The sequence below is a fragment of the Streptomyces sp. NPDC036984 genome (genome assembly GCF_055607665.1).
Genome location: NZ_JBVJRL010000001.1, coordinates 694999 through 719897 on the forward strand (window position 1 = coordinate 694999; position 24899 = coordinate 719897).

Consider the following 24899-nt stretch of genomic DNA (forward strand, 5'->3'; position numbering starts at 1 on the left):
GGCGCAACACTCCAGCAACACGCCATTCCCTACCGGCTGGGTATGGTTCCAGCCATGCCACCCACCGACCGCCCCCGAGACCACGCCGGGCAGGGCGCCGCGACCACCGTCGCCGCCCACCGCGCGCGGCGACGGCTGCGTGCGGACCGGGCCCGGCAGCTCGCCGACCTGCTGCGCCGCCAGATCCTCACCGGCGCCTTCCAGGACGGCACCCTCCCTCACGAGTCCACCCTCGCCACCGACTACCGCGCCACCCGCAACACCGTCCGCCAGGCCTTGGACCTGCTCCGGTCCGAAAGCCTGGTGGACCGGCTGCCCGGTGTCGGCACCGTCGTCGTCGCCCGGAAATACCCCCACGGGCTCGACCGTCTGATGGGCCTCGCGGAAACCCTGCGCGAACACGGCCGCGTCACCAACGAGGTCCGCACCATGGGCCCCGCTCCCGCACCCGCCCCCGTGGCCGAACGCCTCCGTGTCCCGGCCGGCACCGACGTCTTGTACATCGAACGCCTGCGCCGCCTGAACGGCCTCCCGCTCTCCCTCGACCTCACCTACATCCCGCTCGACATCGGCACCGCCCTGCTCGGCGCCGACCTGGAGAACACCGATGTCTTCCGGCTCCTGGAAGCCATCACCGGCCGGCGTCTCGGCCACGCCGAGATCACCCTGGAGGCGGTGAACGCGGACGCCCACTCCGCGGCCGTGCTCCAGGCCCCGCGCGGCGCCGCCGTCCTGATGCTGGAGCGCCTCACGCACCTCGGCGACGGCCGCCCCGTCGACCTGGAGTTCATCCGCTTCCGCGGCGACCGCATCACCATGAGCGGTCTGCTCCACCGCTCGTAACCACCCCGCCTGGACGTTTCCTGGAGACAGCCATGCCCTTGGCGCCCCAGCGGGCCGACGTGCCCGTGACCATCGACGAGTCGAAGTGCATCGACGGCTGCACCCTCTGCGTGGACATGTGCCCGCTGGACTCCCTCGCCATCGACGAGCGCAACGGCAAGGCGTACATGCACGTCGACGAGTGCTGGTACTGCGGCCCGTGTGCGGCCCGCTGCCCCACCGGAGCCGTCACGGTCAACATGCCCTATCTGCTGCGGTGAGAGGTACAACCACCATGAAACGTACGGCAGTCGTCCTGTCCACCGCCGCACTCCTGCTGCCCCTGACCGCCTGCGGCGGCAACGCCGAGGCCGGCAGCGGCTCCACGGTCACCGTGACCGTCGGCTACCAGTCCAAGACCATCAACACCGTCACCGCGGGGACCCTGCTGCGTTCCCTCGGGTACTTCGAGAAGCAGCTCAACTCCCTGCACGACGGCCACACCTACGAGGTCGACTGGCAGGACTACGCCACCGGCGCCCCGATCACCGCCCAGATGACCGCCGGGAAGATCGACATCGGCTCGATGGGCGACTTCCCGCTGCTGCTCAACGCGGCCCGCGGCAGGCAACTGGGCCGTCCGACCCATCTCGTCTCCGTCACCGGCTACAACCTGCGTGGCGGCCTCAACACCATCGTCACCGCACCGGACTCCACACTCACGTCCCTGAAGGACCTGAAGGACAAGAAGGTTTCCACGAGCGTCGGCTCCGCCGCCGACGGCACCCTCGTTCGCGCTCTCCAGCACGCCGGCATCGACCCGAACAAAGGAATCACCAAGCTCAACCAGCAGCCCGCGGTGGGCGCTTCGGCGCTGTCCGCCGGCAGCGTGGACGCGCTGTCGCAGTTCGTCGCCTGGCCCGGCCTGCTCGCCTACCAGGGCAAGGCGAAGGCCCTGTACGACGGCGCGCAGCTGAACCTGCCCACCTTCCACGGGGTCACCGCACGCGAGGACTTCACCCGGCAGCACCCGGCCGTCCTGGAGGCCTTCATCAAGGCACAGGCCCAGGCGACGGACTACCTCAACAGCCATCCCGTCACAGCGGCCGAGAAGGTCGCCGAGGCGACCGGCCTGCCCGCCGAGGTCGTCTACCTCTACAACGGCGCCCACGGCATCGCCACCTTCAACCCGGCAGTCACACCACGGCTCGTCTCCGCACTCGAACAGGACGTGGCCGTACTGAAGGCCGCCAAGCTGACCGGTGACATAGACGTGGACTCCTTCGTCGACGACCAGTACGTGAAGAAGGCCCTCGGCGCGTCCTACGCCAAGCGGCTCGCCGCGTCACCGCCGCCGGCCGCGAGCGAGGTGTGGGCCAAGGGCAGCGAGAAGACCCTCGCCTTCACAAGCCCGAGGAAACTGCTGGCATATCTGGCCGTGCACCAGGACGACATCCGCGCCGCCTACACCCCCGACGCCACCACCGGCACCCTGTGGTTCGCCGACAAGGCGGTCTGGGTGGCCGACGGCGACCGGCTGCTGCCCTTCGTCACCCCGGCCACCGCGCAGTCCTACGCCTCCGCCCACGCCGGCGCCCGGACACTGTCCTACCGCCAGGCACTGGAGCTGGCCTCATGACCCGGCGGCCCGTGGCCCGTTATGCGTTGCGGACCGCGTCCCTGGCCGCCGCCCTCGGCCTGTGGCAACTGCTGACCGGCCTGGACGTCGATCTGTGGCTGCGCTTCTCACAGTTCCCGACCGTCACCGACGTGGCCCGCACCTTCGGTGACCGTGTGTCCCGCGGCGACTACTGGACCGACCTCACCGACAGCCTCACCCGCATCCTGACCGGCTTCGCGCTGGCGGCCGTCCTCGGTGTGGCGACCGGCGTGCTCGTGGCCCGCTCCCGCCTGGCCGAGGACCTGCTCGGCCCGGTACTGGAAGTCGTCCGCCCGATCCCGGCGATCGCCCTGGTCCCCGTCGCGATCCTGCTGTTCCCGTCGAACGAACAGGGCATCGTCTTCATCACCTGCACCGCCGCCTTCTTCCCCGCGCTGGTCTCCACCCGGCACGCGGTCCGCGCGCTGACCCCGGTCTGGGAGGAGGCGGTGCGCACCATGGGCGCCGGGCGGCTCCGGATCCTCCGCTCCGTCGTCCTGCCGGGCGCACTGCCCGGCATCTTCGGCGGGCTGTCGGTAGGCATCGGTGTGTCGTGGATCTGCGTGATCTCCGCCGAGATGATCTCGGGCCAGTACGGGGTCGGCTACCGCACCTGGCAGGACTACACGGTGGTCGACTACCCGGGTGTCTTCGTCGGCATGGTCACGATCGGCGTGCTCGGCTGGATCACCTCGACGGCCGTGGAACTCCTCGGCCGCCGGCTGACCCGCTGGCTGCCCCGCACCTCGTACGTCCCCAAAAGCCGCACCCGCGCGCCCCGGCCACTCGCCGCCCCCGCTCGCCCCCACAGCGATCCCGAGCAGCATGCCCAGTCCGAGCAGCAGGGCCAGAACGACACCGAGGAGGCCCGCGATGAGCACCTCGTCTGAGACCGTCACCGCTCCCGCCGCGCCGGCACCGGCGACCGTGCGCGGTACACGGCTCGCCTTCCGCTCAGCCGTCCTCGGCCACCCGGACGCTCCGGTCCTCGACGGCATCGACCTGGAGGTCGCACCGGGCGAGATCCTCACCATCGTCGGCGCCTCCGGCTGCGGCAAGTCCACACTGCTGCGCACGCTCGCCGGGCTGCTGCCGCCGCTGGGCGGCACGGCCGAGGTGGACGGCAGCCCGCTGACCGGGCCGTCGGCCGACCGCGCCCTCGTCTTCCAGGAGGACGCACTGCTGCCCTGGCGCACCTTGCGCGGAAACGTCGAACTTCCGCTGGCCATCAGGGGCGTACCACGCGCGGAGCGGCGTTCCCGGGCCGAGTCGTGGCTCACTCGGGTCGGGCTCAGCGCGCAGGCCGGACAGTTGCCGCACCGGGTATCCGGTGGGCAGCGCCAACGCGCCCAGTTGGCCCGTGCCTTGGCGGACAGCCCGCGCGCGGTCCTCATGGACGAGCCCTTCGGCGCCCTTGACGCGCAGACCCGCTCCGGCATGCAGGAACTGCTGGTGGAGGTGTTGCGCGGTACGGGCGCGACCGTCGTCTTCGTCACGCACGACGTGGACGAGGCCCTCTTCCTCGGCGACCGTGTGGCCCTGCTCGGTTCGGGTCGTGTGGCCGTCGTGCACGAGGTGCCACGCCCGCGTGACCGCGCGGCCTTCGACGATCCGGCCCGCGTGGCACTGCGCCGCGCCATCCTCACCTCACTCGGCTCCTGAAAGGCATCCCGGTGACCACCCCCGCGCCCGACCCCCTGGAGATTCCCGCCGTCACCGACGCCGATGAGCTGACCTGCGATGTCCTCGTCATCGGCGGCGGCACCGCCGGCACCATGGCCGCCCTGACCGCCGCCGAGCGCGGCGCGAACGTTCTGCTGCTGGAGAAGGCCCACGTCCGGCACTCCGGCGCGCTCGCCATGGGCATGGACGGCGTCAACAACGCCGTCATCCCCGGCCGCGCCGAGCCCGACGACTACGTCGCCGAGATCACCCGCGCCAACGACGGCATCGTCGACCAGTCCACCGTCCGCCAGACGGCCACGCGGGGCTTCGCTATGGTGCGGCGGCTCGAGTCGTACGGGGTCAAGTTCGAGAAGGACGAGCACGGCGAGTACGCGGTCCGCCAGGTCCACCGCTCCGGCTCGTACGTATTGCCGATGCCAGAGGGCAAGGACGTCAAAAAGGTCCTCTACCGGCAGTTGCGGCGGCGCGAGATGCGGGAGCGGATCAGGATCGAGAACCGGCTGATGCCGGTCCGGATCCTCACCGCCGAGGGACGGGCGGTGGGCGCCGCCGGGTTCCACACCCGCACCGGCGCCTTCGTCACCGTTCGCGCGGGCGCGGTGATCCTCGCGACCGGGGCCTGCGGCCGGCTCGGCCTGCCCGCTTCCGGCTACCTCTACGGCACCTACGAGAACCCCACCAACGCCGGCGACGGGTACGCCATGGCCTACCACGCGGGCGCCGAGCTGACCGGCATCGAGTGCTTCCAGATCAACCCGTTGATCAAGGACTACAACGGGCCGGCCTGCGCCTACGTCGCCAATCCGTTCGGTGGCTACCAGGTCAACCGGAACGGTGAGCGCTTCGTCGACTCCGACTACTGGTCCGGGCAGATGATGGCCGAGTTCGCCGCCGAGGTCGCCAGCGACCGGGGCCCGGTCTACCTGAAACTCAGCCACCTGCCCGAGGAGTCGATCTCCGCCCTGGAGTCGATCCTGCACTCCACCGAGCGGCCCACCCGCGGCACCTTCCACTCCGGCCGCGGGCACGACTACCGCACCCACGACGTCGAGATGCACATCTCCGAGATCGGCCTGTGCGGCGGCCACTCCGCCTCCGGCGTCCGCGTCGACGACCACGCCCGCACTACCGTCCCCCGCCTGTACGCCGCCGGCGACCTCGCCTGCGTCCCGCACAACTACATGATCGGCGCCTTCGTCTTCGGTGACCTCGCGGGAGCGGACGCCGCCCAGTACACGGCGTACGAGGGTGAGCTTCCCGCGGACCAGGTGCGCACGGCGCACGAGCTGATCTACCGTCCGCTGCGCAACCCGGACGGCCCGCCGCAGACCCAGGTCGAGTACAAGCTGCGCCGCTTCGTGAACGACTACGTGGCACCGCCGAAGTCCGGCGCGCGGCTCTCCCTCGCGCTCGACGCGTTCGAGCGGATGCGCACCGACATCGCCGCGATGGGCGCCCGCACCCCGCATGAGCTGATGCGCTGTGCCGAGGTCACCTTCATACGCGACTGCGCGGAGATGGCCGCCCGCGCATCGCTGGCTCGTACCGAGTCGCGCTGGGGTCTCTACCACGAACGTCTCGACCACCCCGGGCGTGACGACGTCTCCTGGTTCCATCATCTCGATCTGCACAAGTCCCCCTCTGGTTCGATGGAGTTCACGGCTCGCCCCGTGGCTCCCTATCTGGTCCCGGTGGCGGAGTTCACGCCGGTCGGCGGTCCCTCCCGGCCTTTGGGCGAGGTCCGTCCCGAGCACGTGGCCACGGCCGGGCCGCGCGAGGTGGCGCCGGTGGCCGCGGGGCCCACGCACGCGCGTGCCGCCGGTCGCGTGGACCGGGCCGGCGCGCGGGGCTCTGCCTCGCCGCGGCTGCTGAAGTTGCTGGAGCTGGCCGAGGCGGAGCCCGAACTCGTCGCCGTCGAGCCCTACTTGACCGACTCCGATGCCGCGGTGCGCCGTACGGCCGTCTCGGTGCTCACCGAGACCGTGCCGCCCGGCACGGGGCAGGCCCTTGTCGGCGCGCTCGCCGACCCCGACGCCGAGGTCCGCGCGACCGCGGCCGCCTCACTGCGCGAGCTCGTCGAGACGCTGCCGCCCGACCCCTCCCTGGGCGCCGCCCTCACCGGTGCGCTCGCCCAGGACGACCCCGTGGTCCGTGCCGCCGCCCTCGACCTGCTGCGGGCTCTGCGGCTCGGCGACGCCAAGGTGTTCGCGGGGGCCCTGGAGGACCCCGACATCGCCGTCCGGACGGAGGCCGTACGGGCGCTCGTCTCGGTGAACGCGGTCCGGCCTCTGGCGGGCGCCGCGGACGATCCCTCCCGGGAGGTCCGGGTCGCCGTGGCCAAGGCCCTGGCGACCGTCGGCTCGGCACCCCTCGACGGGGCCGACCGGGACCTGCTCACCGCCACGCTGGAGCGGCTCATCGAGGACGGCGACCCACTGGTGCGTGGCGCCGCGCTCGGTGCGCTGGCCGCCACCGGCTGCCCGCCGCCGCTGGCCGCCCGTGCCGTGGCCGCCCTGTCCGATCCGGCCTGGCAGGTGCGGTCCGGCGCCGCGGCCGCGCTGTCGGCCGCGGCCACCGGCACGGCCGTCCCTGCCCTCGCCAAGTCCCTCGCCGACCGGAACGCCGATGTCCGCAAGGCGGCGGTCCTGGCCCTGAGCCGGCACCGGGCCTCACCGGAGGCCCACGCGGCCCTCGCCACGGCGACGGGCGACTCCGACGCGGACGTCCGGGCCTACGCGGCGCGAGGGCTGTGAGCCCCGCACCACGCCGGCCCGCACGGGGCTGTGCCGTACCGGGCTATATCCAGTCGTCCGGCTCCGGCTCGTCCCCGAGCTCGGTCCAGTCGTCCTCGGGTGCCCCGGCGCCCTCCGGAGTCGGGCCGGCGGCCGGAGCCGGCGCGTCCAGGGAGCCCAGCACCTCGAGCACCCCTTCTCCGTACGTCACCAGCTTCTTCTCGCCGACGCCGCCCACCGTGCCCAGCTCCCGCACCGAACCGGGCCAGCGGGTGACGATTTCCCGCAGGGTGGCATCGTGGAAGATGACGTACGCCGGGACACCCTGTTCCCGGGCCTGCTCGGCGCGCCAGGCCCGCAGGGCCTCGAAGGCGGGGAGCAGCGCGTCGGGCAGCTCGGCCGCGGCGGTCTTGGCCTTGCCGGCGCCTCCGGAGGCGCCGGCGGACCGCGGCCGGGAGGCGGCCGGCTTCTTCGGCTCCTTGCGCAGCGCCACCTCGCGCTCGCTGCGCAGCACCGCGCCGCTCGCCTCGGTGAGCACCAGCGTGCCGTACTCCCCTTCGACCGCGAGCAGCCCCTGAGCCAGCAGCTGCCGGATGACGCCCCGCCACTCGCCCTCGCTGAGGTCCTGGCCGATGCCGAAGACGGACAGCTGGTCGTGGTCGAACTGGATCACCTTGCCGGTGCGCTTGCCGAGCAGGATGTCGATGATCTGCACCGCGCCGAATTTCTGGCCGCGTTCCCGCTGCAACCGCACCACCGTGGACAGCACCTTCTGCGCGGCGACCGTGCCGTCCCAGGTCTCGGGCGGGGTGAGGCAGGTGTCGCAGTTGCCGCAGCCCGTGGCGTCGGGGTCCTGGCCGAAGTAGGCGAGCAGCTGGCCGCGGCGGCATCGGGCCGTCTCGCACAACGCGAGCATGGAGTCGAGGTGGGCGGCGGCCCGGCGGCGGAACGCCTCGTCGCCCTCGCCGGACTGGATCAGCTTGCGCTGCTGTATGACGTCGTTCAGGCCGTACGCCATCCAGGCCGTGGACGGCAGGCCGTCGCGGCCCGCCCGGCCGGTCTCCTGGTAGTAGCCCTCGATGGACTTGGGCAGGTCCAGATGGGCGACGAAGCGTACGTCCGGCTTGTCGATGCCCATGCCGAAGGCGATGGTCGCCACCACGACCAGGCCGTCCTCGCGCAGGAAGCGGGACTGGTGCGCCGCGCGTGTGCCCGCGTCCAGGCCCGCGTGGTACGGCACCGCCGCGATGCCGTTGGCGGTCAGGAACTCCGCCGTACGCTCCACCGAGTTGCGCGAGAGGCAGTACACGATGCCGGCGTCGCCCGGGTGCTCCTCGCGGAGGAAGGCGAGCAGCTGCTTCTTGGGGTCGGCCTTGGGCACGATCCGGTACTGGATGTTGGGCCGGTCGAAGCTGGCGACGAAGTGGCGGGCCGTCGGCAGGTTCAGCCGCTGGGTGATCTCCTGGTGGGTGGCGTGGGTGGCCGTGGCGGTCAGGGCGATCCGCGGGACGTCCGGCCAGCGCTCGCCGAGCAGGGACAGCGCGAGATAGTCGGGGCGGAAGTCGTGGCCCCACTGGGACACACAGTGGGCCTCGTCGATGGCGAAGACGGAGATCTTGCCTCGGGAGAGCAGGTCCAGCGTGGCGTCCAGGCGCAGCCGTTCCGGCGCCAGGTAGAGCAGGTCCAGTTCGCCGGCCAGGAACTCGGCCTCGACCACGCGCCGCTCGTCGTAGTCCTGCGTGGAGTTCATGAAGCCGGCGCGGACGCCGAGGGCACGCAGGGCGTCCACCTGGTCCTGCATGAGCGCGATCAGCGGCGAGATCACCACGCCGGTGCCGGGCCGGACCAGGGCCGGGATCTGGTAGCACAGCGATTTGCCGCCGCCGGTGGGCATGAGGACGACGGCGTCGCCGCCCGCCACCACGTGCTCGATGATCGCCTGCTGCTCGCCCCGGAAGGCCTCGTATCCGAAGACCCGGCTCAGCGTGGCCAGCGTCTCGCTGTCGGCCGCGCCCGGCCCCTCGGTCACCTGTGGCATCTCACTGATCCCGCCCGTCACGCCCATCGTCCTGTCCCCCGTCGGTCCCCCGTGTGTCGTCTCTCGACCGCTGCCTCCACCATAGGGGCCCGGACCGACAGCCTCGGAGTTATCCACAGGTTTCCTCGCTCGCGGGCGTCACCGCTCGGACACGTGAAGCGACGAGCGAGACCCGGCCCCGGGAGCGCCTCGGTGTCGGTGAGCCCGGGAGACAACCGCTGCCCGGCACCCTTTGAACGTGGGTGCCGGGCAGCGGCATGTGCGAGAGGAACGTCAGCGCACGAAGACTCCCGCCTGGCTCGCCAGGTCCAGGAAGTACTGGGGCGCGACGCCGAGCACCAGCGTCACCGCCACGCCCAGGCCGATCGCGACCATGGTCAGCGGTGACGGCACGGCCACCGTCGGGCCTTCCGGCCGCGGCTCGCTGAAGAACATCAGCACGATCACGCGGATGTAGAAGAACGCGGCGATGGCCGATGAGATCACACCGACCACGACCAGCGGGGCCGCGCCGCCGTCCGCCGCCGCCTTGAACACGGCGAACTTCCCGGCGAACCCGGAGGTCAGCGGGATGCCGGCGAAGGCCAGCAGGAACACCGCGAACACGGCCGCCACCAGCGGCGAGCGGCGGCCGAGGCCCGCCCACTTCGACAGGTGGGTCGCCTCGCCGCCCGCGTCCCGCACCAGCGTGACCACGGCGAACGCGCCGATCGTCACGAAGGAGTAGCCAGCCAGGTAGAAGAGGACGGACGACACGCCGTCCTTCGAGGTGGCGATGACACCCGCGAGGATGAATCCCGCGTGTGCGATGGACGAGTAGGCCAGCAGCCGCTTGATGTCGGTCTGGGTGATGGCGACGATGGCACCGCCCAGCATGGTGATGATCGCCACGGCCCACATGACCGGCCGCCAGTCCCAGCGCAGCCCGGGCAGAACGACGTACAGCAGACGCAGCAGCGCGCCGAAGGCGGCCACCTTCGTCGCCGCCGCCATGAAGCCGGTCACCGGGGTGGGCGCGCCCTGGTAGACGTCGGGCGTCCACATGTGGAACGGCACCGCGCCCACCTTGAACAGCAGGCCCATCACGAGCATGGCGCCGCCGATCAGCAGCAGAACGTCGTTGCCCATGGTGTTGGCGAGGGCCGGGTCGACGTTGGTGGCGGTGCCTTCGACGACCTGTGCGATGCGCGCGTACGACACCGAGCCCGCGTAGCCGTACAGCAGCGCGATGCCGAACAGCGTGAACGCCGAGGCGAACGCGCCCAGGAGGAAGTACTTGACCGCGGCCTCCTGCGACATCAGCCGCTTGCGGCGGGCCAGCGCGCACAGCAGGTACAGCGGCAGGGAGAAGACCTCCAGGGCCACGAACAGGGTCAGCAGGTCACTGGCCGCGGGGAAGACCAGCATGCCGCCGACCGCGAAGAGGAGCAGCGGGAAGACCTCGGTGGTGGTGAAGCCGGCCTTCACCGCCGCCTTTTCGCTGTCGCTGCCGGGTACGGAGGCGGCCTGCGCGGCGAAGGAGTCGACCCGGTTGCCGTGCGCGGCCGGGTCCAGGCGCCGCTCGGCGAAGGTGAACAGGCCGACCAGGCCGGCCAGCAGGATGGTTCCCTGGAGGAACAGGGCCGGGCCGTCGACGGCGATCGCGCCCATGGCCGCGATGTGCGCCTTGGTGGTGCCGAAGCCGTCGGTCGCGAGCGCGACGACCGCGGCGAACGCGGCGCACAGGGCTACGGCGGAGACGAACACCTGCGCGTAGTAGCGGGACCTGCGCGGTACGAACGCCTCGATGAGCACCCCGACCAGCGCCGCACCGATCACGATCAGCGTCGGCGACAATTGTCCGTATTCGATCTTCGGCGCGTCGATCTTCGAGATCGGATCGGCCGCGGTTGTCCACAGGCTGTGGACGGCTGATGCGCTCACTTGGCCGCCTCCACCTCGGGCTTGGGGTCCTTCTTGTGAACGTCGGACATGGTCTGCTTGACCGCCGGGTTGACGATGTCCGTGACGGGCTTCGGGTAGACGCCCAGGAAGATCAGCAGCACGATCAGCGGGGCTACGACGACCAGCTCACGCGCGCGGAGGTCGGGCATCGCGGAGACCTCCGGCTTCACCGGGCCCGTCATCGTCCGCTGGTACAGGACGAGGGTGTAGAGCGCGGCGAGGACGATGCCGAAGGTGGCGATGATGCCGATCGCCGGGTAGCGCGCGAAGGTGCCGACCAGGACCAGGAACTCACTCACGAACGGCGCGAGTCCGGGGAGCGAGAGGGTGGCGAGGCTGCCGATCAGGAAGGTGCTGGCGAGCACCGGAGCGACCTTCTGCACGCCTCCGTAGTCGGCGATGAGCCGCGAGCCGCGCCGGGAGATCAGGAAGCCGGCGACCAGCATCAGCGCGGCCGTGGAGATGCCGTGATTGACCATGTAGAGGGTGGCGCCGGACTGGCCCTGACTGGTCATCGCGAAGACGCCCATGATGATGAAGCCGAAGTGCGAGATCGACGCGTAGGCCACCAGACGCTTGATGTCCCGCTGGCCGACGGCGAGCAGTGCGCCGTAGACGATGCTGATGAGTGCCAGGACGAGGATCACGGGCGTGGCCCACTTGCTGGCCTCCGGGAAGAGCTGGAGGCAGAAGCGCAGCATCGCGAAGGTGCCCACCTTGTCGACGACAGCGGTGATGAGCACGGCGACCGGGGCGGTGGACTCCTGCATGGCGTTGGGCAGCCAGGTGTGCAGCGGCCACAGCGGCGCCTTGACCGCGAAGGCGAAGAAGAAGCCCAGGAACAGCCAGCGTTCGGTGCTGGTCGCCATGTGCAGCGAACCGTTCGCGCGGGCCTCGGCGATCTCCGTGAGCGAGAAGTTCCCGGCGACCACGTAGAGGCCGATCACCGCGGCCAGCATGATCAGACCGCCGACCAGGTTGTACAGCAGGAACTTCACCGCCGCGTACGACCGCTGCGTGGCCGCCGTCTCCTCGCCGTGCTCGTGGGCACGGTCCCCGAAGCCGCCGATGAGGAAGTACATCGGGATGAGCATGGCTTCGAAGAAGATGTAGAAGAGGAAGACGTCGGTGGCCTCGAACGAGATGATCACCATCGCCTCGACGGCGAGGATCAGCGCGAAGAAGCCCTGAGTGGGACGCCAGCGGCGGCTCCCCGTTTCCAGCGGGTCGGCGTCGTGCCAGCCGGCGAGGATGATGAACGGGATCAGTACGGCGGTCAGCGCGATGAGCGCCACCGCGATGCCGTCGACGCCCAGCTCGTACCTGACCCCGAAGTCCTTGATCCAGGCGTGGGATTCGGTGAGCTGGTAGCGGGTGCCGTCGGGGTCGAAGCGGACGAGGACGGTGATCCCCAGGGCGAGTGTGGCGAGCGAGACGACCAGCGCCAGCCACTTCGCGGCGGTGCGCCGGGCGGCCGGCACGGCGGCCGTGGCGACGGCCCCGAGGGCCGGGAGCGCCGCCGTCGCTGTCAGCAGAGGAAAGGACATCGGTATCAGACCGCCCTCATCAGCAGGGTCGCGGCGATCAGGAGTGCCGCACCGCCGAACATCGAGACCGCGTAGGAGCGGGCGAAGCCGTTCTGGAGCCGGCGCAGCCGTCCGGACAGACCGCCGAAACCGGCCGCCGTGCCGTTGACGACGCCGTCGACCAGGGTGTGATCGACGTACACCAGGGAGCGCGTGAGGTGCTCGCCGCCGCGCACCAGGACGACGTGGTTGAAGTCGTCCTGGAGGAGGTCGCGGCGGGCCGCGCGGGTGAGCAGGGAGCCGCGCGGGGCGACCACCGGGACGGGCTTGCGGCCGTACTGGGCCCAGGCGATGGCGACGCCGAGGACCAGGCAGACCATGGTGGCACCGGTGACCACGGCGGCGCTGAGCGGGGAGTCGCCCTCGCTGTGGCCCGTGACCGGCTCCAGCCAGTGCAGGAAGCGGTCGCCGATGCTGAAGAAGCCACCGCCGAAGACGGAGCCGACGGCCAGCACGATCATGGGGATCGTCATGACCTTCGGGGACTCGTGCGGGTGCGGCTCGGTGTGCTCGCCGCGGGTCTCGGCGGCGGGCTCGGCGCTCGGCGCCTCCGGCGAGCGAGTGGGTTGGTTCTTCCAACGCTCCTCTCCGAAGAACGTCATCAGCATCACGCGCGTCATGTAGAAGGCGGTGATGGCCGCGCCCAGCAGGGCCGCGCCGCCGAGGATCCAGCCCTCGGTGCCGCCCTTGGCGAACGCCGCCTCGATGATCTTGTCCTTGGAGAAGAAGCCGGACAGGCCCGGGAAGCCGATGATGGCGAGATAGCCGAGGCCGAAGGTGATGAACGTGATCGGCATGTACCTGCGCAGGCCGCCGTACTTGCGCATGTCGACCTCGTCGTTCATGCCGTGCATCACGGAGCCGGCGCCGAGGAACAGTCCGGCCTTGAAGAAGCCGTGCGTCACCAGGTGCATGATCGCGAAGACGTAGCCGATGGGGCCGAGGCCCGCGGCCAGCACCATGTAGCCGATCTGCGACATGGTCGAGCCGGCCAGCGCCTTCTTGATGTCGTCCTTGGCGCAACCGACGATCGCACCGAACAGGAGCGTGACCGCGCCGACCACGGTGACGGCCAGCTGGGCGTCGGGGGCCGCGTTGAAGATGGCGCCGGAACGGACGATCAGGTAGACGCCCGCGGTCACCATCGTCGCCGCGTGGATCAGGGCCGAGACCGGGGTCGGGCCCTCCATGGCGTCCCCGAGCCAGGACTGGAGCGGCACCTGGGCGGACTTGCCGCAGGCGGCCAGCAGCAGCATCAGGCCGATCGCGGTGAGCTTGCCCTCGGAGGTGTCCCCGGTGCTGCTGAGGACCGGGCCGAAGGCGAAGCTGCCGAAGGTGGTGAACATCAGCATGATCGCGATCGACAGGCCCATGTCGCCGACGCGGTTGACCAGGAATGCCTTCTTCGCGGCCGTGGCGGCGCTGGGCTTGTGCTGCCAGAAGCCGATCAGCAGGTACGAGGCGAGACCGACGCCCTCCCAGCCGACGTACAGCAGCAGGTAGTTGTCGGCGAGGACGAGCAGCAGCATCGCCGCGAGGAACAGGTTCAGATAGCCGAAGAAGCGGCGGCGCCGCTCGTCGTGCTCCATGTACCCGACCGAGTACAGGTGGATCAGCGAGCCGACGCCCGTGATCAGCAGGACGAACGTCATCGACAGCTGATCCAGGCGGAAGGTCACGTCCGCCTGGAAACCGGCCACCGGGACCCAGCTGAACAGGTGCTGGGTCAGCGTGCGGTGTTCGGCTCCCTTGCCGAGCAGGTCGGCGAAGAGGACCAGGCCGAACACGAAGGAGGCGGCCGACAGGAGCGTGCCGATCCAGTGGCCGACGCGGTCGAGCCGCCGGCCGCCGACCAGGAGGACGGCCGCTCCGAGCAGGGGCGCCGCGATGAGCGGCGCGATCAGGTTCTCCACGATTCTTCCGACCCCTTACAGCTTCATCAGGCTGGCGTCGTCGACCGAGGCCGAGTGGCGGGTACGGAACAGCGACACGATGATCGCGAGGCCCACCACGACCTCCGCGGCGGCGACGACCATCGTGAAGAAGGCGATGATCTGGCCGTCGAGGTTGCCGTGCATCCGGGAGAAGGTGACGAACGCGAGGTTGCAGGCGTTCAGCATCAGCTCGATGCACATGAAGACCACGATGGCGTTGCGCCGGATCAGTACGCCGGTCGCGCCGATCGTGAACAGCAGGGCGGCGAGGTAGAGGTAGTTGACCGGGTTCACTTCGACGCCTCCTCGGGCCGCTTGAACGTCTCCGGCTCGATCGCCCTGCGCTCCAGGCGCTCCTCCGCGCGCTGCTCCAGCGCCCGGAGGTCGTTGAGCGCCTCGACGGACACGTCACGGATCTGGCCGCGCTCGCGCAGCGTCTTGCTGACGGTCAGCTCGGACGGGGTGCCGTCGGGCAGCAGACCCGCGATGTCCACGGCGTTGTGCCGGGCGTAGACGCCGGGGGCGGGCAGCGGCGGGATGTACGCGCCCTCGCGGACACGCTGTTCGGACAGCTCGCGCTGGGTCTTGGCGCGCTCCGTGCGCTCGCGGTGGGTGAGCACCATGGCGCCGACGGCGGCCGTGATGAGCAGGGCGCCGGTGATTTCGAAGGCGAAGACGTACTTGGTGAAGATGAAGGACGCGAGGCCCTCCACATTGCCGTTCGCGTTCGCCTGGCCGGTGCCGTTGAACTCCTTCAGGGAGGCGTTCCCGATGCCGGCGAAGAGCAGGACGCCGAAGCCGGCCCCACACGCAAGGGCCAGCCAGCGCTGGCCCTTGATGGTCTCCTTCAGGGAGTCCGCGGCCGTGACGCCGACGAGCATCACCACGAACAGGAACAGCATCATGATCGCGCCGGTGTAGACGACGATCTGCACGATCCCGAGGAAGTAGGCGCCGTTGGCGAGGTAGAACACCGCCAAGACGATCATGGTGCCGGCGAGGCAGAGCGCGCTGTGCACGGCCCGCTTCATGAGGACGGTGCCGAGGGCGCCGAGCACCGCGATCGTGCCGAGCACCCAGAACTGGAAGGCCTCACCGGTGGAGGTGGTGTAGGCGGCGAGGTGCTGCGCGTTCATCGGCCGATCACCTTCTCCGAGGCCGGCTCGTCCTCGCCGAAGGTGGAGGCCGCCTCCTGCGGGACCTCGCCCTTGGAGACGGCGACCTGCTGGACGGTGCCGGGCGCCGCCCCTGTCACCAGGCCCCGGTAGTAGTCCTGTTCGTCCGTCCCCGGGAAGATCGCGTGGGGCGTGTCGACCATGCCCTCTTCGAGGCCGGCGAGCAGCTGCTCCTTGGTGTAGATGAGGTTGGCGCGGCTGGAGTCGGCCAGTTCGAACTCGTTCGTCATCGTCAGCGCGCGCGTGGGGCACGCTTCGATGCACAGGCCGCACAGGATGCAGCGGGCGTAGTTGATCTGGTAGACGCGGCCATACCGCTCACCCGGCGAGTAACGCTCCTCGTCGGTGTTGTCGGCGCCCTCCACGTAGATGGCGTCGGCGGGGCAGGCCCAGGCGCACAGCTCACAGCCGACGCACTTCTCCAGGCCGTCCGGATGGCGGTTGAGCTGGTGCCGTCCGTGGAACCGCGGAGCCGTTGTCTTCTTCTGCTCCGGGTACTGCTCGGTCAGCCGCTTCTTGAACATGGCCTTGAAGGTCACGCCGAAGCCGGCCACCGGGTTCTGGAAACCGGGCTTGGTGTCCTTGGGTTCCTCAGCCATCGGACGCCTCCTTTCCATCCGTAGATCCGTCACTGACAGTGTCCGACCCGCCACTGACAATCAGCTCCCGCTCGCGGCGCGGGCGGCGCCTCGGCACCGGCGGCAGCTCCTGTCCGGGCAGCGGCGGCACGGGGAATCCGCCCGCCGTCGGGTCGAAGGCCGGCTGCTGGGCGGCAGGCTCTTCGGCCGTCCTCGCCTTCTCGCGGAACATGTCGGCGACGAAGGAGATCAGCAGCAGGGCCAGGACACCGCCGCCGACGTAGAGGGCGATGTCGGCGAAGTCGTAGTTCTCGTTGCGCAGGGCCCGGACGGTCGCCACCAGCATCAGCCAGGTCACGGAGACCGGGATGAGCACCTTCCAGCCGAGCTTCATCAGCTGGTCGTAGCGGACGCGGGGAAGGGTGCCGCGCAGCCAGATGAAGAAGAACAGCAGGAGCTGGACCTTGACGACGAACCAGAGCAGGGGCCACCAGCCGTGGTTCGCGCCCTCCCAGAAGCTGCTGACCGGCCAGGGGGCGCGCCAGCCGCCGAGGAACAGGGTGGTCGAGACGGCCGAGACCGTCACCATGTTGACGTACTCGGCGAGCATGAACATCGCGAACTTGATCGACGAGTACTCGGTGTTGAAGCCGCCGACCAGGTCGCCCTCGGACTCCGGCATGTCGAAGGGGGCGCGGTTGGTCTCGCCGACCATGGTGACGATGTAGAGGATGAAGGAGACCGGCAGCAGCAGGATGTACCAGCGGTCGTGCTGCTGCTCCACGATCGTGGACGTCGACATCGACCCCGAGTACAGGAACACGGAGGCGAACGCGGCGCCCATGGCGATCTCGTAGGAGATCATCTGTGCGCAGGAGCGCAGGCCGCCCAGGAGCGGATAGGTGGATCCGGAACTCCAACCCGCGAGCACGATGCCGTAGATGCCGACGGAGGCGACCGCGAGGATGTAGAGCATCGCGATCGGCAGGTCGGTGAGCTGCATCGTGGTGCGGTGGCCGAAGATCGAGATCTCGTTGCCGGCCGGCCCGAAGGGGATCACCGCGATCGCCATGAAGGCCGGGATGGCCGCGACGATCGGGGCGAGGACATAGACGACCTTGTCCGCGCGTTTGACGATGATGTCTTCCTTGAGCATCAGCTTCACGCCGTCGGCGAGCGACTGGAGCATGCCCCAGGGGCCGTGCCGGTTGGGGCCGATGCGCAGCTGCATCCAGGCGACGACCTTGCGCTCCCAGACGATGGAGAACAACACGGTCACCATCAGGAAGGCGAAGCAGAACACCGCCTTGACGACGACCAGCCACCAGGGGTCACGGCCGAACATCGAGAGGTCTTCAGCGGCGAGGTACGCGCTCATGCCTCCACCTCCTTGGGGGCCTCGTCGGCGACTGCCGCCGGGCCGATGCGGACGAGGGAGCCGGGCCGTGCCCCGGTGTCGGAGGCGACGCCGGTGCCGACGGAGTTCAGCGGGAGCCAGACCACCCGGTCGGGCATCTCGGTGATCTGAAGAGGCAGTTCGACCGTGCCGGCGGTGCCGGAGACGGCCAGGATGTCGCCGTCCTCGACGCCCACCTCGGCGGCCGTGGCGGCGGACACGCGCGCGCGTGCGGCGTGCCGGGTTCCGGCGAGCGCCTCGTCGCCCTCCTGGAGGACGCCCTGGTCGAGCAGCAGCCGGTGGCCGGCGAGTACGGCCTCGCCGACGGCCGGGCGGGGCAGCACGCCCGCGGACTCCCTGGGCTCGGAGGCGCAAGATCCGCCCCAGGAACCGAGCCGGTCGATCTCCGCGCGCGTCGTGCGCAGATCCGGCAGGCCCAGGTGGACGTCCATGGCGTCGGCGAGCATGTGCAGCACGCGCGTGTCGGCAGGTGCGAGCCTGCGGGTCATCTGGTCGGGCTTGAGCGCGGCTTCGAAGAAGCGCACCCTGCCCTCCCAGTTGAGGAAGGTGCCCGCCTTCTCGGCGACCGCGGCGACCGGCAGTACGACGTCGGCATGCTCGGTGACCTCGCTGGGCCGCAGCTCCAGCGACACCAGGAAGCCGATGCGTTCCAGCGCTTCACGCGCGCGTGCCGGGTCGGGCAGGTCGGCGACCTCCACACCGGCGACGACGAGCGCGGACAGTTCGCCGCCCGCGGCGGCCTCGATGATCTGGTGGGTGTCGCGGCCGTAGCGCAGGGGGAGTTCGCCGAGGCCCCAGGTGGCGGCGACCTCCTCCCTCGCACGCGGGTCGGTCGCCGGGCGGCCGCCCGGCAGCAGCGAGGGCAGCGCGCCCACCTCGACGGCGCCGCGTTCGCCGGCCCGCCGCGGGATCCACACCAGCTCGGCGCCGGTCGCGGTGGCGGCCCGCAGGGCGGCCGTCAGGCCGCCTGCGACGCCGGCCAGCCGCTCGCCCACGACGATGACGGCGCCCTCGGTGCGCAGGGCCTCGGCGGCTCGCGCACCGGGGCCCTCCAGGCCGACGCCGCTCGCGAGGGCGTCCAGCCACTCCGTCTCGGTGCCCGGAGCGGCCGGCAGCAGCGTGCCGCCCGCCTTCTCCAGGCCCCGGGTGGCGTGCGTGGCCAGCGCGAACACCTGCTGCTTGCGCTTGCGCCAGGCCTTGCGCAGCCGCAGGAAGACGCCGGGTGCCTCCTCCTCCGACTCGAAGCCGGCCAGCAGCACAGCGGGCGCCTTCTCCAGGGAGGTGTACGTGACGCCCGTACCGTCCAGGTCGCGGCCTCGGCCGGCCACCCGGGCCGCCAGGAAGTCGGCCTCCTCGCCGCTGTGCACGCGCGCGCGGAAGTCGATGTCGTTGGTGTCGAGCGCCACGCGCGCGAACTTGCTGTACGCGTACGCGTCCTCGACGGTCAGCCGGCCGCCGATGAGGACACCGGCCCGGGAGCGGGCGGCGGTCAGGCCCTGTGCGGCCGCCTCCAGCGCCTCGGGCCAGGAGGCGGGCTCCAGGACGCCCTCGGAGTTGCGTACCAGGGGGGTGGCGAGACGGTCCTTCTGCTGCGCGTACCGGAACGCGAAGCGTCCCTTGTCGCAGATCCACTCCTCGTTGACCTCGGGGTCGTTGGCGGCGAGCCGCCGCATGACCTTGCCGCGCCGGTGGTCGGTGCGGGTGGCACAGCCGCCGGCGCAGTGCTCGCACACCGACGGCGAGGAGACGAGGTCGAAGGGGCGGGAGCGGAACCGATAGGCCGCCGACGTCAGGGCGCCGACCGGGCAGATCTGGATGGTGTTGCCGGAGAAGTACGAATCGAACGGGTCGCCCTCGCCGGTGCCGACCTGCTGGAGCGCGCCCCGCTCGACCAGCTCGATCATCGGGTCGCCGGCGATCTGGTTGGAGAAACGGGTGCAGCGGGCGCACAGCACGCACCGCTCGCGGTCGAGCAGGATCTGCGTGGAGATCGGTACGGGCTTCTCGTAGGTCCGCTTCTTGCCGTCGAAGCGGGACTCGGCGTTGCCGTGGGACATCGCCTGGTTCTGGAGCGGGCACTCGCCGCCCTTGTCGCAGACCGGGCAGTCCAGCGGGTGGTTGATGAGCAGCAGCTCCATCACACCGTGCTGGGCCTTCTCGGCGACCGGCGAGGTCAGGTGGGTCTTCACCACCATCCCGTCCGTGCACGTGATCGTGCAGGACGCCATCGGCTTGCGCTGGCCCTCGACCTCGACGATGCACTGGCGGCAGGCGCCGGCCGGGTCCAGGAGGGGGTGGTCGCAGAACCGCGGGATCTCGATGCCGAGCTGCTCGGCGGCCCGGATGACCAGGGTGCCCTTGGGCACGCTGATCTCGACGCCGTCGATCGTCAGCGTGACGAGGTCCTCCGGCGGGACCGCCGCCTGGCCCCCTCCGGTGGGGGCGCTGGTGGTCACGGTCATGCGTTCACCTCCGGGCGGTCCGCCCAGGCCGTCGACTTGGCCGGGTCGAAGGGGCAGCCCCGGCCCGTGATGTGCTGCTCGTACTCCTCGCGGAAGTACTTCAGCGAGGAGAAGATCGGGGATGCGGCGCCGTCGCCGAGGGCGCAGAAGGACTTGCCGTTGATGTTGTCGGCGATGTCGTTCAGCTTGTCGAGGTCTGACATCAGGCCCTTGCCGGCCTCGATGTCCCGCAGCAACTGCACCAGCCAGTACGTCCCTTCACGGCAGGGCGTGCACTTGCCGCAGGACTCGTGGGCGTAGAACTCGGTCCAGCGGGTCACGGCCCGCACCACGCAGGTCGTCTCGTCGAAGCACTGGAGCGCCTTGGTGCCGAGCATGGAGCCGGCGGCGCCCACTCCCTCGTAGTCGAGCGGGACGTCGAGGTGCTCGTCGGTGAACATCGGCGTCGAGGAGCCGCCCGGCGTCCAGAACTTCAGACGGTGGCCGGGCCGCATGCCGCCGCTCATGTCGAGGAGCTGGCGCAGGGTGATGCCGAGCGGCGCCTCGTACTGGCCGGGGCTCGCGACGTGGCCGCTGAGCGAGTAGAGCGTGAAGCCCGGGGACTTCTCGCTGCCCATCGACCTGAACCAGTCTTTGCCGTTTTTCAGAATGGCGGGAACCGACGCGATCGACTCGACGTTATTCACCACAGTCGGACAGGCGTAGAGGCCTTCCACCGCAGGGAAGGGGGGACGGAGCCGCGGTTGCCCACGGCGGCCTTCGAGCGAGTCGAGCAGTGCGGTCTCCTCACCGCAGATGTACGCGCCCGCACCCGCGTGCACGGTGAGCTGGAGGTCGAGCCCGCTGCCCAGGATGTTCTCGCCGAGGTAGCCCGCCGCGTAGGCCTCGCGCACGGCTTCGTGCAACCGCCGCAGAACGGGGACGACTTCGCCACGCAGATAGATGAAGGCATGCGACGACCTGATGGCATAACACGCGATCACAATGCCCTCGATGAGGCTGTGCGGGTTCGCGAAGAGGAGCGGGATGTCCTTGCAGGTGCCCGGCTCCGACTCGTCGGCGTTGACAACTAGATAGTGCGGTTTTCCATCACCCTGAGGAATGAACTGCCACTTCATTCCGGTCGGGAACCCCGCGCCGCCGCGGCCGCGCAGCCCGGAGTCCTTGACGTACGCGATCAGCTCGTCCGGCGACATGGCGAGCGCCTTGCGGAGCCCCTCGTACCCCTCGTGCCTTCGGTAGACGTCCAGAGTCCAGGACCGGTCCTCGTCCCAGAAGGCCGACAGCACGGGTGCGAGCAGCTTCTCCGGGCTCGTGTCCTTCACCTCGGGTACCACGGTCATCACTCCCCCTCCTCGGCGGTAGGCCCTGCCGGGTGGGCTGGGTCGGAGGCCGATGTCTCCTGCGGCGCGTCATGGGAACTGAGGTGCTCGGCCGGCGACGGCTCGTGCATCCTGTCCTGCGGTTCCTCATGCGGACCTCCGCGCGGATGGACCACGCGCGCGGGTGCGGCCTCTCCCTTTGCCAGGCGGAGGCCCACCAGCGACGCGGGTCCCGCACTGCCGCTCTCCTCGACGGCCCCGGGCCGCTCGTCGGGGAAGCCGGCCAGGATCCGGGCGGTCTCCTTGAAGGTGCACAGCCGGGCCCCGCGCGTGGGCTGTACGGGCCGTCCCGCCCGCAGGTCGTCGACCAGGCGCTGGGCGCTCGCCGGCGTCTGGTTGTCGAAGAACTCCCAGTTGACCATCACGACCGGGGCGAAGTCGCAGGCCGCGTTGCACTCGATGTGCTCCAGGGTGACCTTGCCGTCGTCGGTGGTCTCGCCGTTGCCGAGGCCCAAGTGGTCCTGGAGGGTCTCGAAGATCGCGTCGCCGCCCATCACCGCGCACAGCGTGTTGGTGCACACGCCGACCTGGTAGTCACCGGACGGCTTGCGCCGGTACATGGTGTAGAAGGTGGCGACGGCGGTGACCTCGGCCGTGGTCAGGTCCAGCATGTCCGCGCAGAACTGCATTCCAGTGCGCGTGACGTGGCCCTCCTCCGCCTGCACGAGGTGGAGCAGCGGCAGGAGGGCGGACCGGGAGTCCGGGTAGCGCGCGATCACCTCGCGCGCGTCGGCCTCCAGCCGCGCCCGGACGTCGTCCGGGTACGCGGGGGCGGGCAGTGCGGGCATGCCCAGGCTGACGCCCCGCTCCGAAGAAGAGGTGGTCACCGGTCGACGCCTCCCATCACGGGGTCGATGGACGCTACGGCGACGATGACGTCGGCGACCTGGCCGCCTTCGCACATCGCCGCCATGGCCTGAAGGTTGGTGAAGGACGGGTCGCGGAAGTGGACCCGGTAGGGGCGGGTGCCGCCGTCGGAGACGGCGTGCACCCCGAGTTCGCCCTTGGGTGACTCGACGGCCGCGTACACCTGTCCCGGCGGGACGCGGAAGCCCTCGGTGACCAGCTTGAAGTGGTGGATCAGGGCCTCCATGGAGGTGCCCATGATCTTCTTGATGTGGTCGAGGGAGTTGCCGAGTCCGTCCGGTCCCAGGGCGAGCTGGGCGGGCCAGGCGATCTTCTTGTCGGCGACCATGACCGGGCCGGGCTGGAGCCGGTCCAGGCACTGCTCGACGATCCTGAGGGACTGGCGCATCTCCTCCAGGCGGACGAGGAAGCGGCCGTAGGCGTCGCAGGTGTCGGCGGTGGGGACGTCGAAGTCGTACGTCTCGTAGCCGCAGTACGGCTGGGCCTTGCGCAGGTCGTGCGGCAGGCCGGTGGATCGCAGGATCGGGCCGGTCGCGCCGAGGGCCATGCAGCCGGCCAGGTCGAGGTAGCCGATGTTCTGCATGCGGGCCTTGAAGATGGGGTTCCCGGTGGCGAGCTTGTCGTACTCCGGGAGGTTTTTCTGCATCTTCTTCACGAACTCGCGGATCTGGTCCACGGCGCCCGGGGGCAGGTCCTGGGCGAGTCCGCCGGGCCGGATGTACGCGTGGTTCATGCGCAGGCCCGTGATGAGCTCGTAGAGGTCGAGAATCATTTCACGATCACGGAATCCGTAGATCATGATCGTGGTGGCGCCCAGCTCCATGCCGCCGGTGGCGATGCACACCAGGTGGGAGGACAGCCGGTTCAGCTCCATCAGGAGCACTCGGATGATCGTGGCGCGCTCGGTGATCTGGTCCTCGATGCCGAGGAGTTTCTCGACGGCGAGGCAGTAGGCGGTCTCGTTGAAGAAGGACGTCAGGTAGTCCATGCGCGTGACGAAGGTGGTGCCCTGCGTCCACGTGCGGTACTCGAGGTTCTTCTCGATGCCGGTGTGCAGGTAGCCGATGCCGCAGCGGGCCTCGGTGACCGTCTCGCCCTCGATCTCCAGGATCAGGCGGAGCACTCCATGGGTGGACGGGTGCTGGGGACCCATGTTGACGACGATGCGTTCGTCGTCGGCACGGGAAGCGGACTGGACGACCTCGTCCCAGTCGCCACCGGTGACCGTATATACGGTGCCCTCGGTGGTCTCGCGCGCGGACGCGGCCGACGCGGCGGATGCTGACTGCGTGCTCACGAGTACGACCTCCGCTGGTCCGGAGCCGGGATCTGGGCGCCCTTGTACTCGACGGGGATGCCGCCGAGGGGGTAGTCCTTGCGCTGCGGGTGGCCCTGCCAGTCGTCCGGCATCATGATCCGCGTCAGGGCCGGGTGACCGTCGAAGACGATTCCGAAGAAGTCGTAGGTCTCGCGCTCGTGCCAGTCGTTGGTCGGGTAGACGGAGACCAGTGACGGGATGCTCGGGTCGGTGTCGGGGGCGCTGGCTTCGAGGCGGATCAGCCGGTTGTGGGTGATCGACCGCAGATGGTAGACGGCGTGCAGCTCGCGGCCCTTGTCGTTCGGGTAGTGGACGCCGCTGACGCCGGTGCACAGCTCGAAACGCAGGGCCGGGTCGTCGCGCAGGGTGCGGGCGACGCGGACCAGGTGCTCGCGTTCGATGTGGAAGGTCAGCTCGCCGCGGTCGACGACCGTCTTCTCGATGGCGTTCTCGGGGAGGAGTCCCTGTTCCTCCAGGGCGCCTTCCAGTTCGTCGGCGACCTCGTCGAACCAGCCGCCATAGGGACGGGTCGCCGGTCCCGGGAGTCGGACCGAGCGGACCAGGCCGCCGTAGCCGGAGGTGTCGCCGCCGTTCTCGGCGCCGAACATGCCGCGCTGGACGCGGATCTCCTCGCCGCCCTGGCCGCGCTGGCCGGGGAGGTTGGAGGCGGAGAGGTCCTTCTCGGGGTTCACCCCGTTCGCGGACCCGTTGACGCCGCCCGCGCCGTTGCCGTTCGCGTCGCTCACCGCAGCAGCCCCTTCATCTCGATCGTGGGCAGGGCCTTGAGCGCCGCCTCCTCCGCCTCGCGGGCCGCCTCCTCGGCGTTGACGCCGAGCTTGGAGGACTGGATCTTCTGGTGGAGCTTGAGGATCGCGTCCATCAGCATCTCGGGGCGGGGCGGGCAGCCGGGCAGGTAGATGTCGACCGGGACGATGTGGTCGACGCCCTGGACGATCGCGTAGTTGTTGAACATGCCGCCCGAGGAGGCGCAGACGCCCATGGAGATCACCCATTTCGGGTTGGGCATCTGGTCGTAGACCTGCCTCAGGACCGGCGCCATCTTCTGGCTGACCCGGCCGGCGACGATCATCAGGTCGGCCTGGCGCGGCGAGCCGCGGAAGACCTCCATGCCGAAGCGGGCGAGGTCGTAGCGGCCGGCCCCGGTGGTCATCATCTCGATGGCGCAGCAGGCCAGGCCGAAGGTGGCCGGGAAGACGGACGCCTTGCGCACCCAGCCCGCGGCCTGCTCGACGGTGGTCAGCAGGAATCCGCTCGGCAGCTTTTCTTCGAGTCCCATG

20 protein-coding genes are annotated in these 24899 nt (G+C 70.2%); 6 read left to right on the plus strand and 14 right to left on the minus strand.

All coding sequences use genetic code 11. The annotated features are described in order from the left end of the window. Window positions 1–54 precede the first annotated feature (54 nt). Genes ACZ7DL_RS03220 through ACZ7DL_RS03245 form a run of 6 tightly spaced genes read left to right on the plus strand, consistent with a single transcriptional unit; the run spans window position 55 to window position 6921 of the window. A complete protein-coding gene (locus ACZ7DL_RS03220) occupies window positions 55–843 on the plus strand; it encodes a GntR family transcriptional regulator (protein ID WP_470770984.1) in 789 nt (262 codons plus the stop codon). Between the two features lie 32 nt (window positions 844–875). After that, the gene (locus ACZ7DL_RS03225) at window positions 876–1103 is read left to right on the plus strand and encodes a 4Fe-4S dicluster domain-containing protein (RefSeq protein ID WP_003992261.1); all 228 of its coding nucleotides are present in this window, start codon (window positions 876–878) and stop codon (window positions 1101–1103) included. Between the two features lie 14 nt (window positions 1104–1117). After that, the gene (locus ACZ7DL_RS03230) at window positions 1118–2461 is read left to right on the plus strand and encodes an ABC transporter substrate-binding protein (RefSeq protein WP_470770987.1); all 1344 of its coding nucleotides are present in this window, start codon (window positions 1118–1120) and stop codon (window positions 2459–2461) included. Then, the gene (locus ACZ7DL_RS03235) at window positions 2458–3372 is read left to right on the plus strand and encodes an ABC transporter permease (RefSeq protein ID WP_470770988.1); all 915 of its coding nucleotides are present in this window, start codon (window positions 2458–2460) and stop codon (window positions 3370–3372) included. Before ACZ7DL_RS03230 ends, ACZ7DL_RS03235 begins: the two co-directional genes overlap by 4 nt. Beyond that, window positions 3356–4144: an ABC transporter ATP-binding protein gene (locus ACZ7DL_RS03240; protein ID WP_470770989.1), complete on the plus strand. Its 789-nt coding sequence runs from the start codon at window positions 3356–3358 to the stop codon at window positions 4142–4144. The genes ACZ7DL_RS03235 and ACZ7DL_RS03240 overlap by 17 nt, the downstream gene beginning before the upstream one ends. Before the next feature lie 11 nt (window positions 4145–4155). Beyond that, the gene (locus ACZ7DL_RS03245) at window positions 4156–6921 is read left to right on the plus strand and encodes a fumarate reductase/succinate dehydrogenase flavoprotein subunit (protein ID WP_470770991.1); all 2766 of its coding nucleotides are present in this window, start codon (window positions 4156–4158) and stop codon (window positions 6919–6921) included. A gap of 43 nt (window positions 6922–6964) precedes the next feature. On the opposite strand, the gene recQ is transcribed toward ACZ7DL_RS03245, so the two are convergent. The 14 genes from recQ to ACZ7DL_RS03315 all read right to left on the minus strand — a co-directional run bounded on the left by recQ (window position 6965) and on the right by ACZ7DL_RS03315 (window position 24898). Continuing rightward, window positions 6965–8965 carry a DNA helicase RecQ gene (gene recQ, locus ACZ7DL_RS03250; protein ID WP_470770992.1) on the minus strand — a complete coding sequence of 667 codons (2001 nt, stop codon included), beginning with the start codon at window positions 8963–8965 and terminating at the stop codon, window positions 6965–6967. Window positions 8966–9211: 246 nt separating this feature from the next. Next, on the minus strand, window positions 9212–10861 hold the full coding sequence (gene nuoN / locus ACZ7DL_RS03255; protein ID WP_470770993.1) for an NADH-quinone oxidoreductase subunit NuoN: 1650 nt from the start codon (window positions 10859–10861) through the stop codon (window positions 9212–9214). Continuing rightward, window positions 10858–12429, minus strand: coding sequence for an NADH-quinone oxidoreductase subunit M (locus tag ACZ7DL_RS03260; protein WP_470770995.1), 1572 nt, complete (start codon window positions 12427–12429; stop codon window positions 10858–10860). The genes nuoN and ACZ7DL_RS03260 overlap by 4 nt, the downstream gene beginning before the upstream one ends. A 5-nt stretch (window positions 12430–12434) precedes the next feature. Further along, entirely contained in the window at window positions 12435–14381 is a 1947-nt protein-coding gene (gene nuoL, locus ACZ7DL_RS03265) for an NADH-quinone oxidoreductase subunit L (RefSeq protein ID WP_470770996.1), read from the minus strand. A gap of 15 nt (window positions 14382–14396) precedes the next feature. Next, the gene (gene nuoK / locus ACZ7DL_RS03270) at window positions 14397–14696 is read right to left on the minus strand and encodes an NADH-quinone oxidoreductase subunit NuoK (protein WP_023547474.1); all 300 of its coding nucleotides are present in this window, start codon (window positions 14694–14696) and stop codon (window positions 14397–14399) included. Continuing rightward, window positions 14693–15538: an NADH-quinone oxidoreductase subunit J gene (locus tag ACZ7DL_RS03275; RefSeq protein ID WP_470770997.1), complete on the minus strand. Its 846-nt coding sequence runs from the start codon at window positions 15536–15538 to the stop codon at window positions 14693–14695. Before ACZ7DL_RS03275 ends, nuoK begins: the two co-directional genes overlap by 4 nt. Next, window positions 15535–16176 carry an NADH-quinone oxidoreductase subunit NuoI gene (nuoI, locus tag ACZ7DL_RS03280; protein ID WP_470770999.1) on the minus strand — a complete coding sequence of 214 codons (642 nt, stop codon included), beginning with the start codon at window positions 16174–16176 and terminating at the stop codon, window positions 15535–15537. Before nuoI ends, ACZ7DL_RS03275 begins: the two co-directional genes overlap by 4 nt. After that, complete coding sequence (gene nuoH / locus ACZ7DL_RS03285) at window positions 16169–17533, minus strand: NADH-quinone oxidoreductase subunit NuoH (RefSeq protein WP_470771001.1); 1365 nt, start codon at window positions 17531–17533, stop codon at window positions 16169–16171. The genes nuoI and nuoH overlap by 8 nt, the downstream gene beginning before the upstream one ends. After that, window positions 17530–20034: an NADH-quinone oxidoreductase subunit G gene (locus ACZ7DL_RS03290; RefSeq protein ID WP_470771003.1), complete on the minus strand. Its 2505-nt coding sequence runs from the start codon at window positions 20032–20034 to the stop codon at window positions 17530–17532. The genes nuoH and ACZ7DL_RS03290 overlap by 4 nt, the downstream gene beginning before the upstream one ends. Continuing rightward, window positions 20031–21377: an NADH-quinone oxidoreductase subunit NuoF gene (gene nuoF, locus ACZ7DL_RS03295; protein WP_470771005.1), complete on the minus strand. Its 1347-nt coding sequence runs from the start codon at window positions 21375–21377 to the stop codon at window positions 20031–20033. Before nuoF ends, ACZ7DL_RS03290 begins: the two co-directional genes overlap by 4 nt. Then, window positions 21377–22243: an NADH-quinone oxidoreductase subunit NuoE gene (nuoE, locus tag ACZ7DL_RS03300; protein WP_470771007.1), complete on the minus strand. Its 867-nt coding sequence runs from the start codon at window positions 22241–22243 to the stop codon at window positions 21377–21379. Before nuoE ends, nuoF begins: the two co-directional genes overlap by 1 nt. Further along, window positions 22240–23580 (minus strand): NADH-quinone oxidoreductase subunit D, encoded by a 1341-nt coding sequence (locus ACZ7DL_RS03305; protein ID WP_470771008.1) that lies wholly within the window; start codon window positions 23578–23580, stop codon window positions 22240–22242. The genes nuoE and ACZ7DL_RS03305 overlap by 4 nt, the downstream gene beginning before the upstream one ends. Continuing rightward, window positions 23577–24347, minus strand: coding sequence for an NADH-quinone oxidoreductase subunit C (locus ACZ7DL_RS03310; protein WP_470771009.1), 771 nt, complete (start codon window positions 24345–24347; stop codon window positions 23577–23579). The genes ACZ7DL_RS03305 and ACZ7DL_RS03310 overlap by 4 nt, the downstream gene beginning before the upstream one ends. Then, on the minus strand, window positions 24344–24898 hold the full coding sequence (locus ACZ7DL_RS03315) for a NuoB/complex I 20 kDa subunit family protein (RefSeq protein ID WP_007383964.1): 555 nt from the start codon (window positions 24896–24898) through the stop codon (window positions 24344–24346). Before ACZ7DL_RS03315 ends, ACZ7DL_RS03310 begins: the two co-directional genes overlap by 4 nt. Window position 24899: the final 1 nt, after the last annotated feature.

Coding starts and splice junctions, on each gene's coding strand:
- ACZ7DL_RS03260 (WP_470770995.1), bottom strand. CDS start 12,429: ATGTCCTTTCCTCTGCTGACAGCGACGGCGGCGCTCCCGGCCCTCGGG.
- nuoI (WP_470770999.1), bottom strand. CDS start 16,176: ATGGCTGAGGAACCCAAGGACACCAAGCCCGGTTTCCAGAACCCGGTG.
- ACZ7DL_RS03275 (WP_470770997.1), bottom strand. CDS start 15,538: ATGAACGCGCAGCACCTCGCCGCCTACACCACCTCCACCGGTGAGGCC.
- ACZ7DL_RS03225 (WP_003992261.1), top strand. CDS start 876: ATGCCCTTGGCGCCCCAGCGGGCCGACGTGCCCGTGACCATCGACGAG.
- ACZ7DL_RS03290 (WP_470771003.1), bottom strand. CDS start 20,034: ATGACCGTGACCACCAGCGCCCCCACCGGAGGGGGCCAGGCGGCGGTC.
- ACZ7DL_RS03220 (WP_470770984.1), top strand. CDS start 55: ATGCCACCCACCGACCGCCCCCGAGACCACGCCGGGCAGGGCGCCGCG.
- ACZ7DL_RS03235 (WP_470770988.1), top strand. CDS start 2,458: ATGACCCGGCGGCCCGTGGCCCGTTATGCGTTGCGGACCGCGTCCCTG.
- ACZ7DL_RS03315 (WP_007383964.1), bottom strand. CDS start 24,898: ATGGGACTCGAAGAAAAGCTGCCGAGCGGATTCCTGCTGACCACCGTC.
- nuoF (WP_470771005.1), bottom strand. CDS start 21,377: ATGACCGTGGTACCCGAGGTGAAGGACACGAGCCCGGAGAAGCTGCTC.
- ACZ7DL_RS03240 (WP_470770989.1), top strand. CDS start 3,356: ATGAGCACCTCGTCTGAGACCGTCACCGCTCCCGCCGCGCCGGCACCG.
- recQ (WP_470770992.1), bottom strand. CDS start 8,965: ATGGGCGTGACGGGCGGGATCAGTGAGATGCCACAGGTGACCGAGGGG.
- nuoH (WP_470771001.1), bottom strand. CDS start 17,533: ATGAGCGCGTACCTCGCCGCTGAAGACCTCTCGATGTTCGGCCGTGAC.
- ACZ7DL_RS03230 (WP_470770987.1), top strand. CDS start 1,118: ATGAAACGTACGGCAGTCGTCCTGTCCACCGCCGCACTCCTGCTGCCC.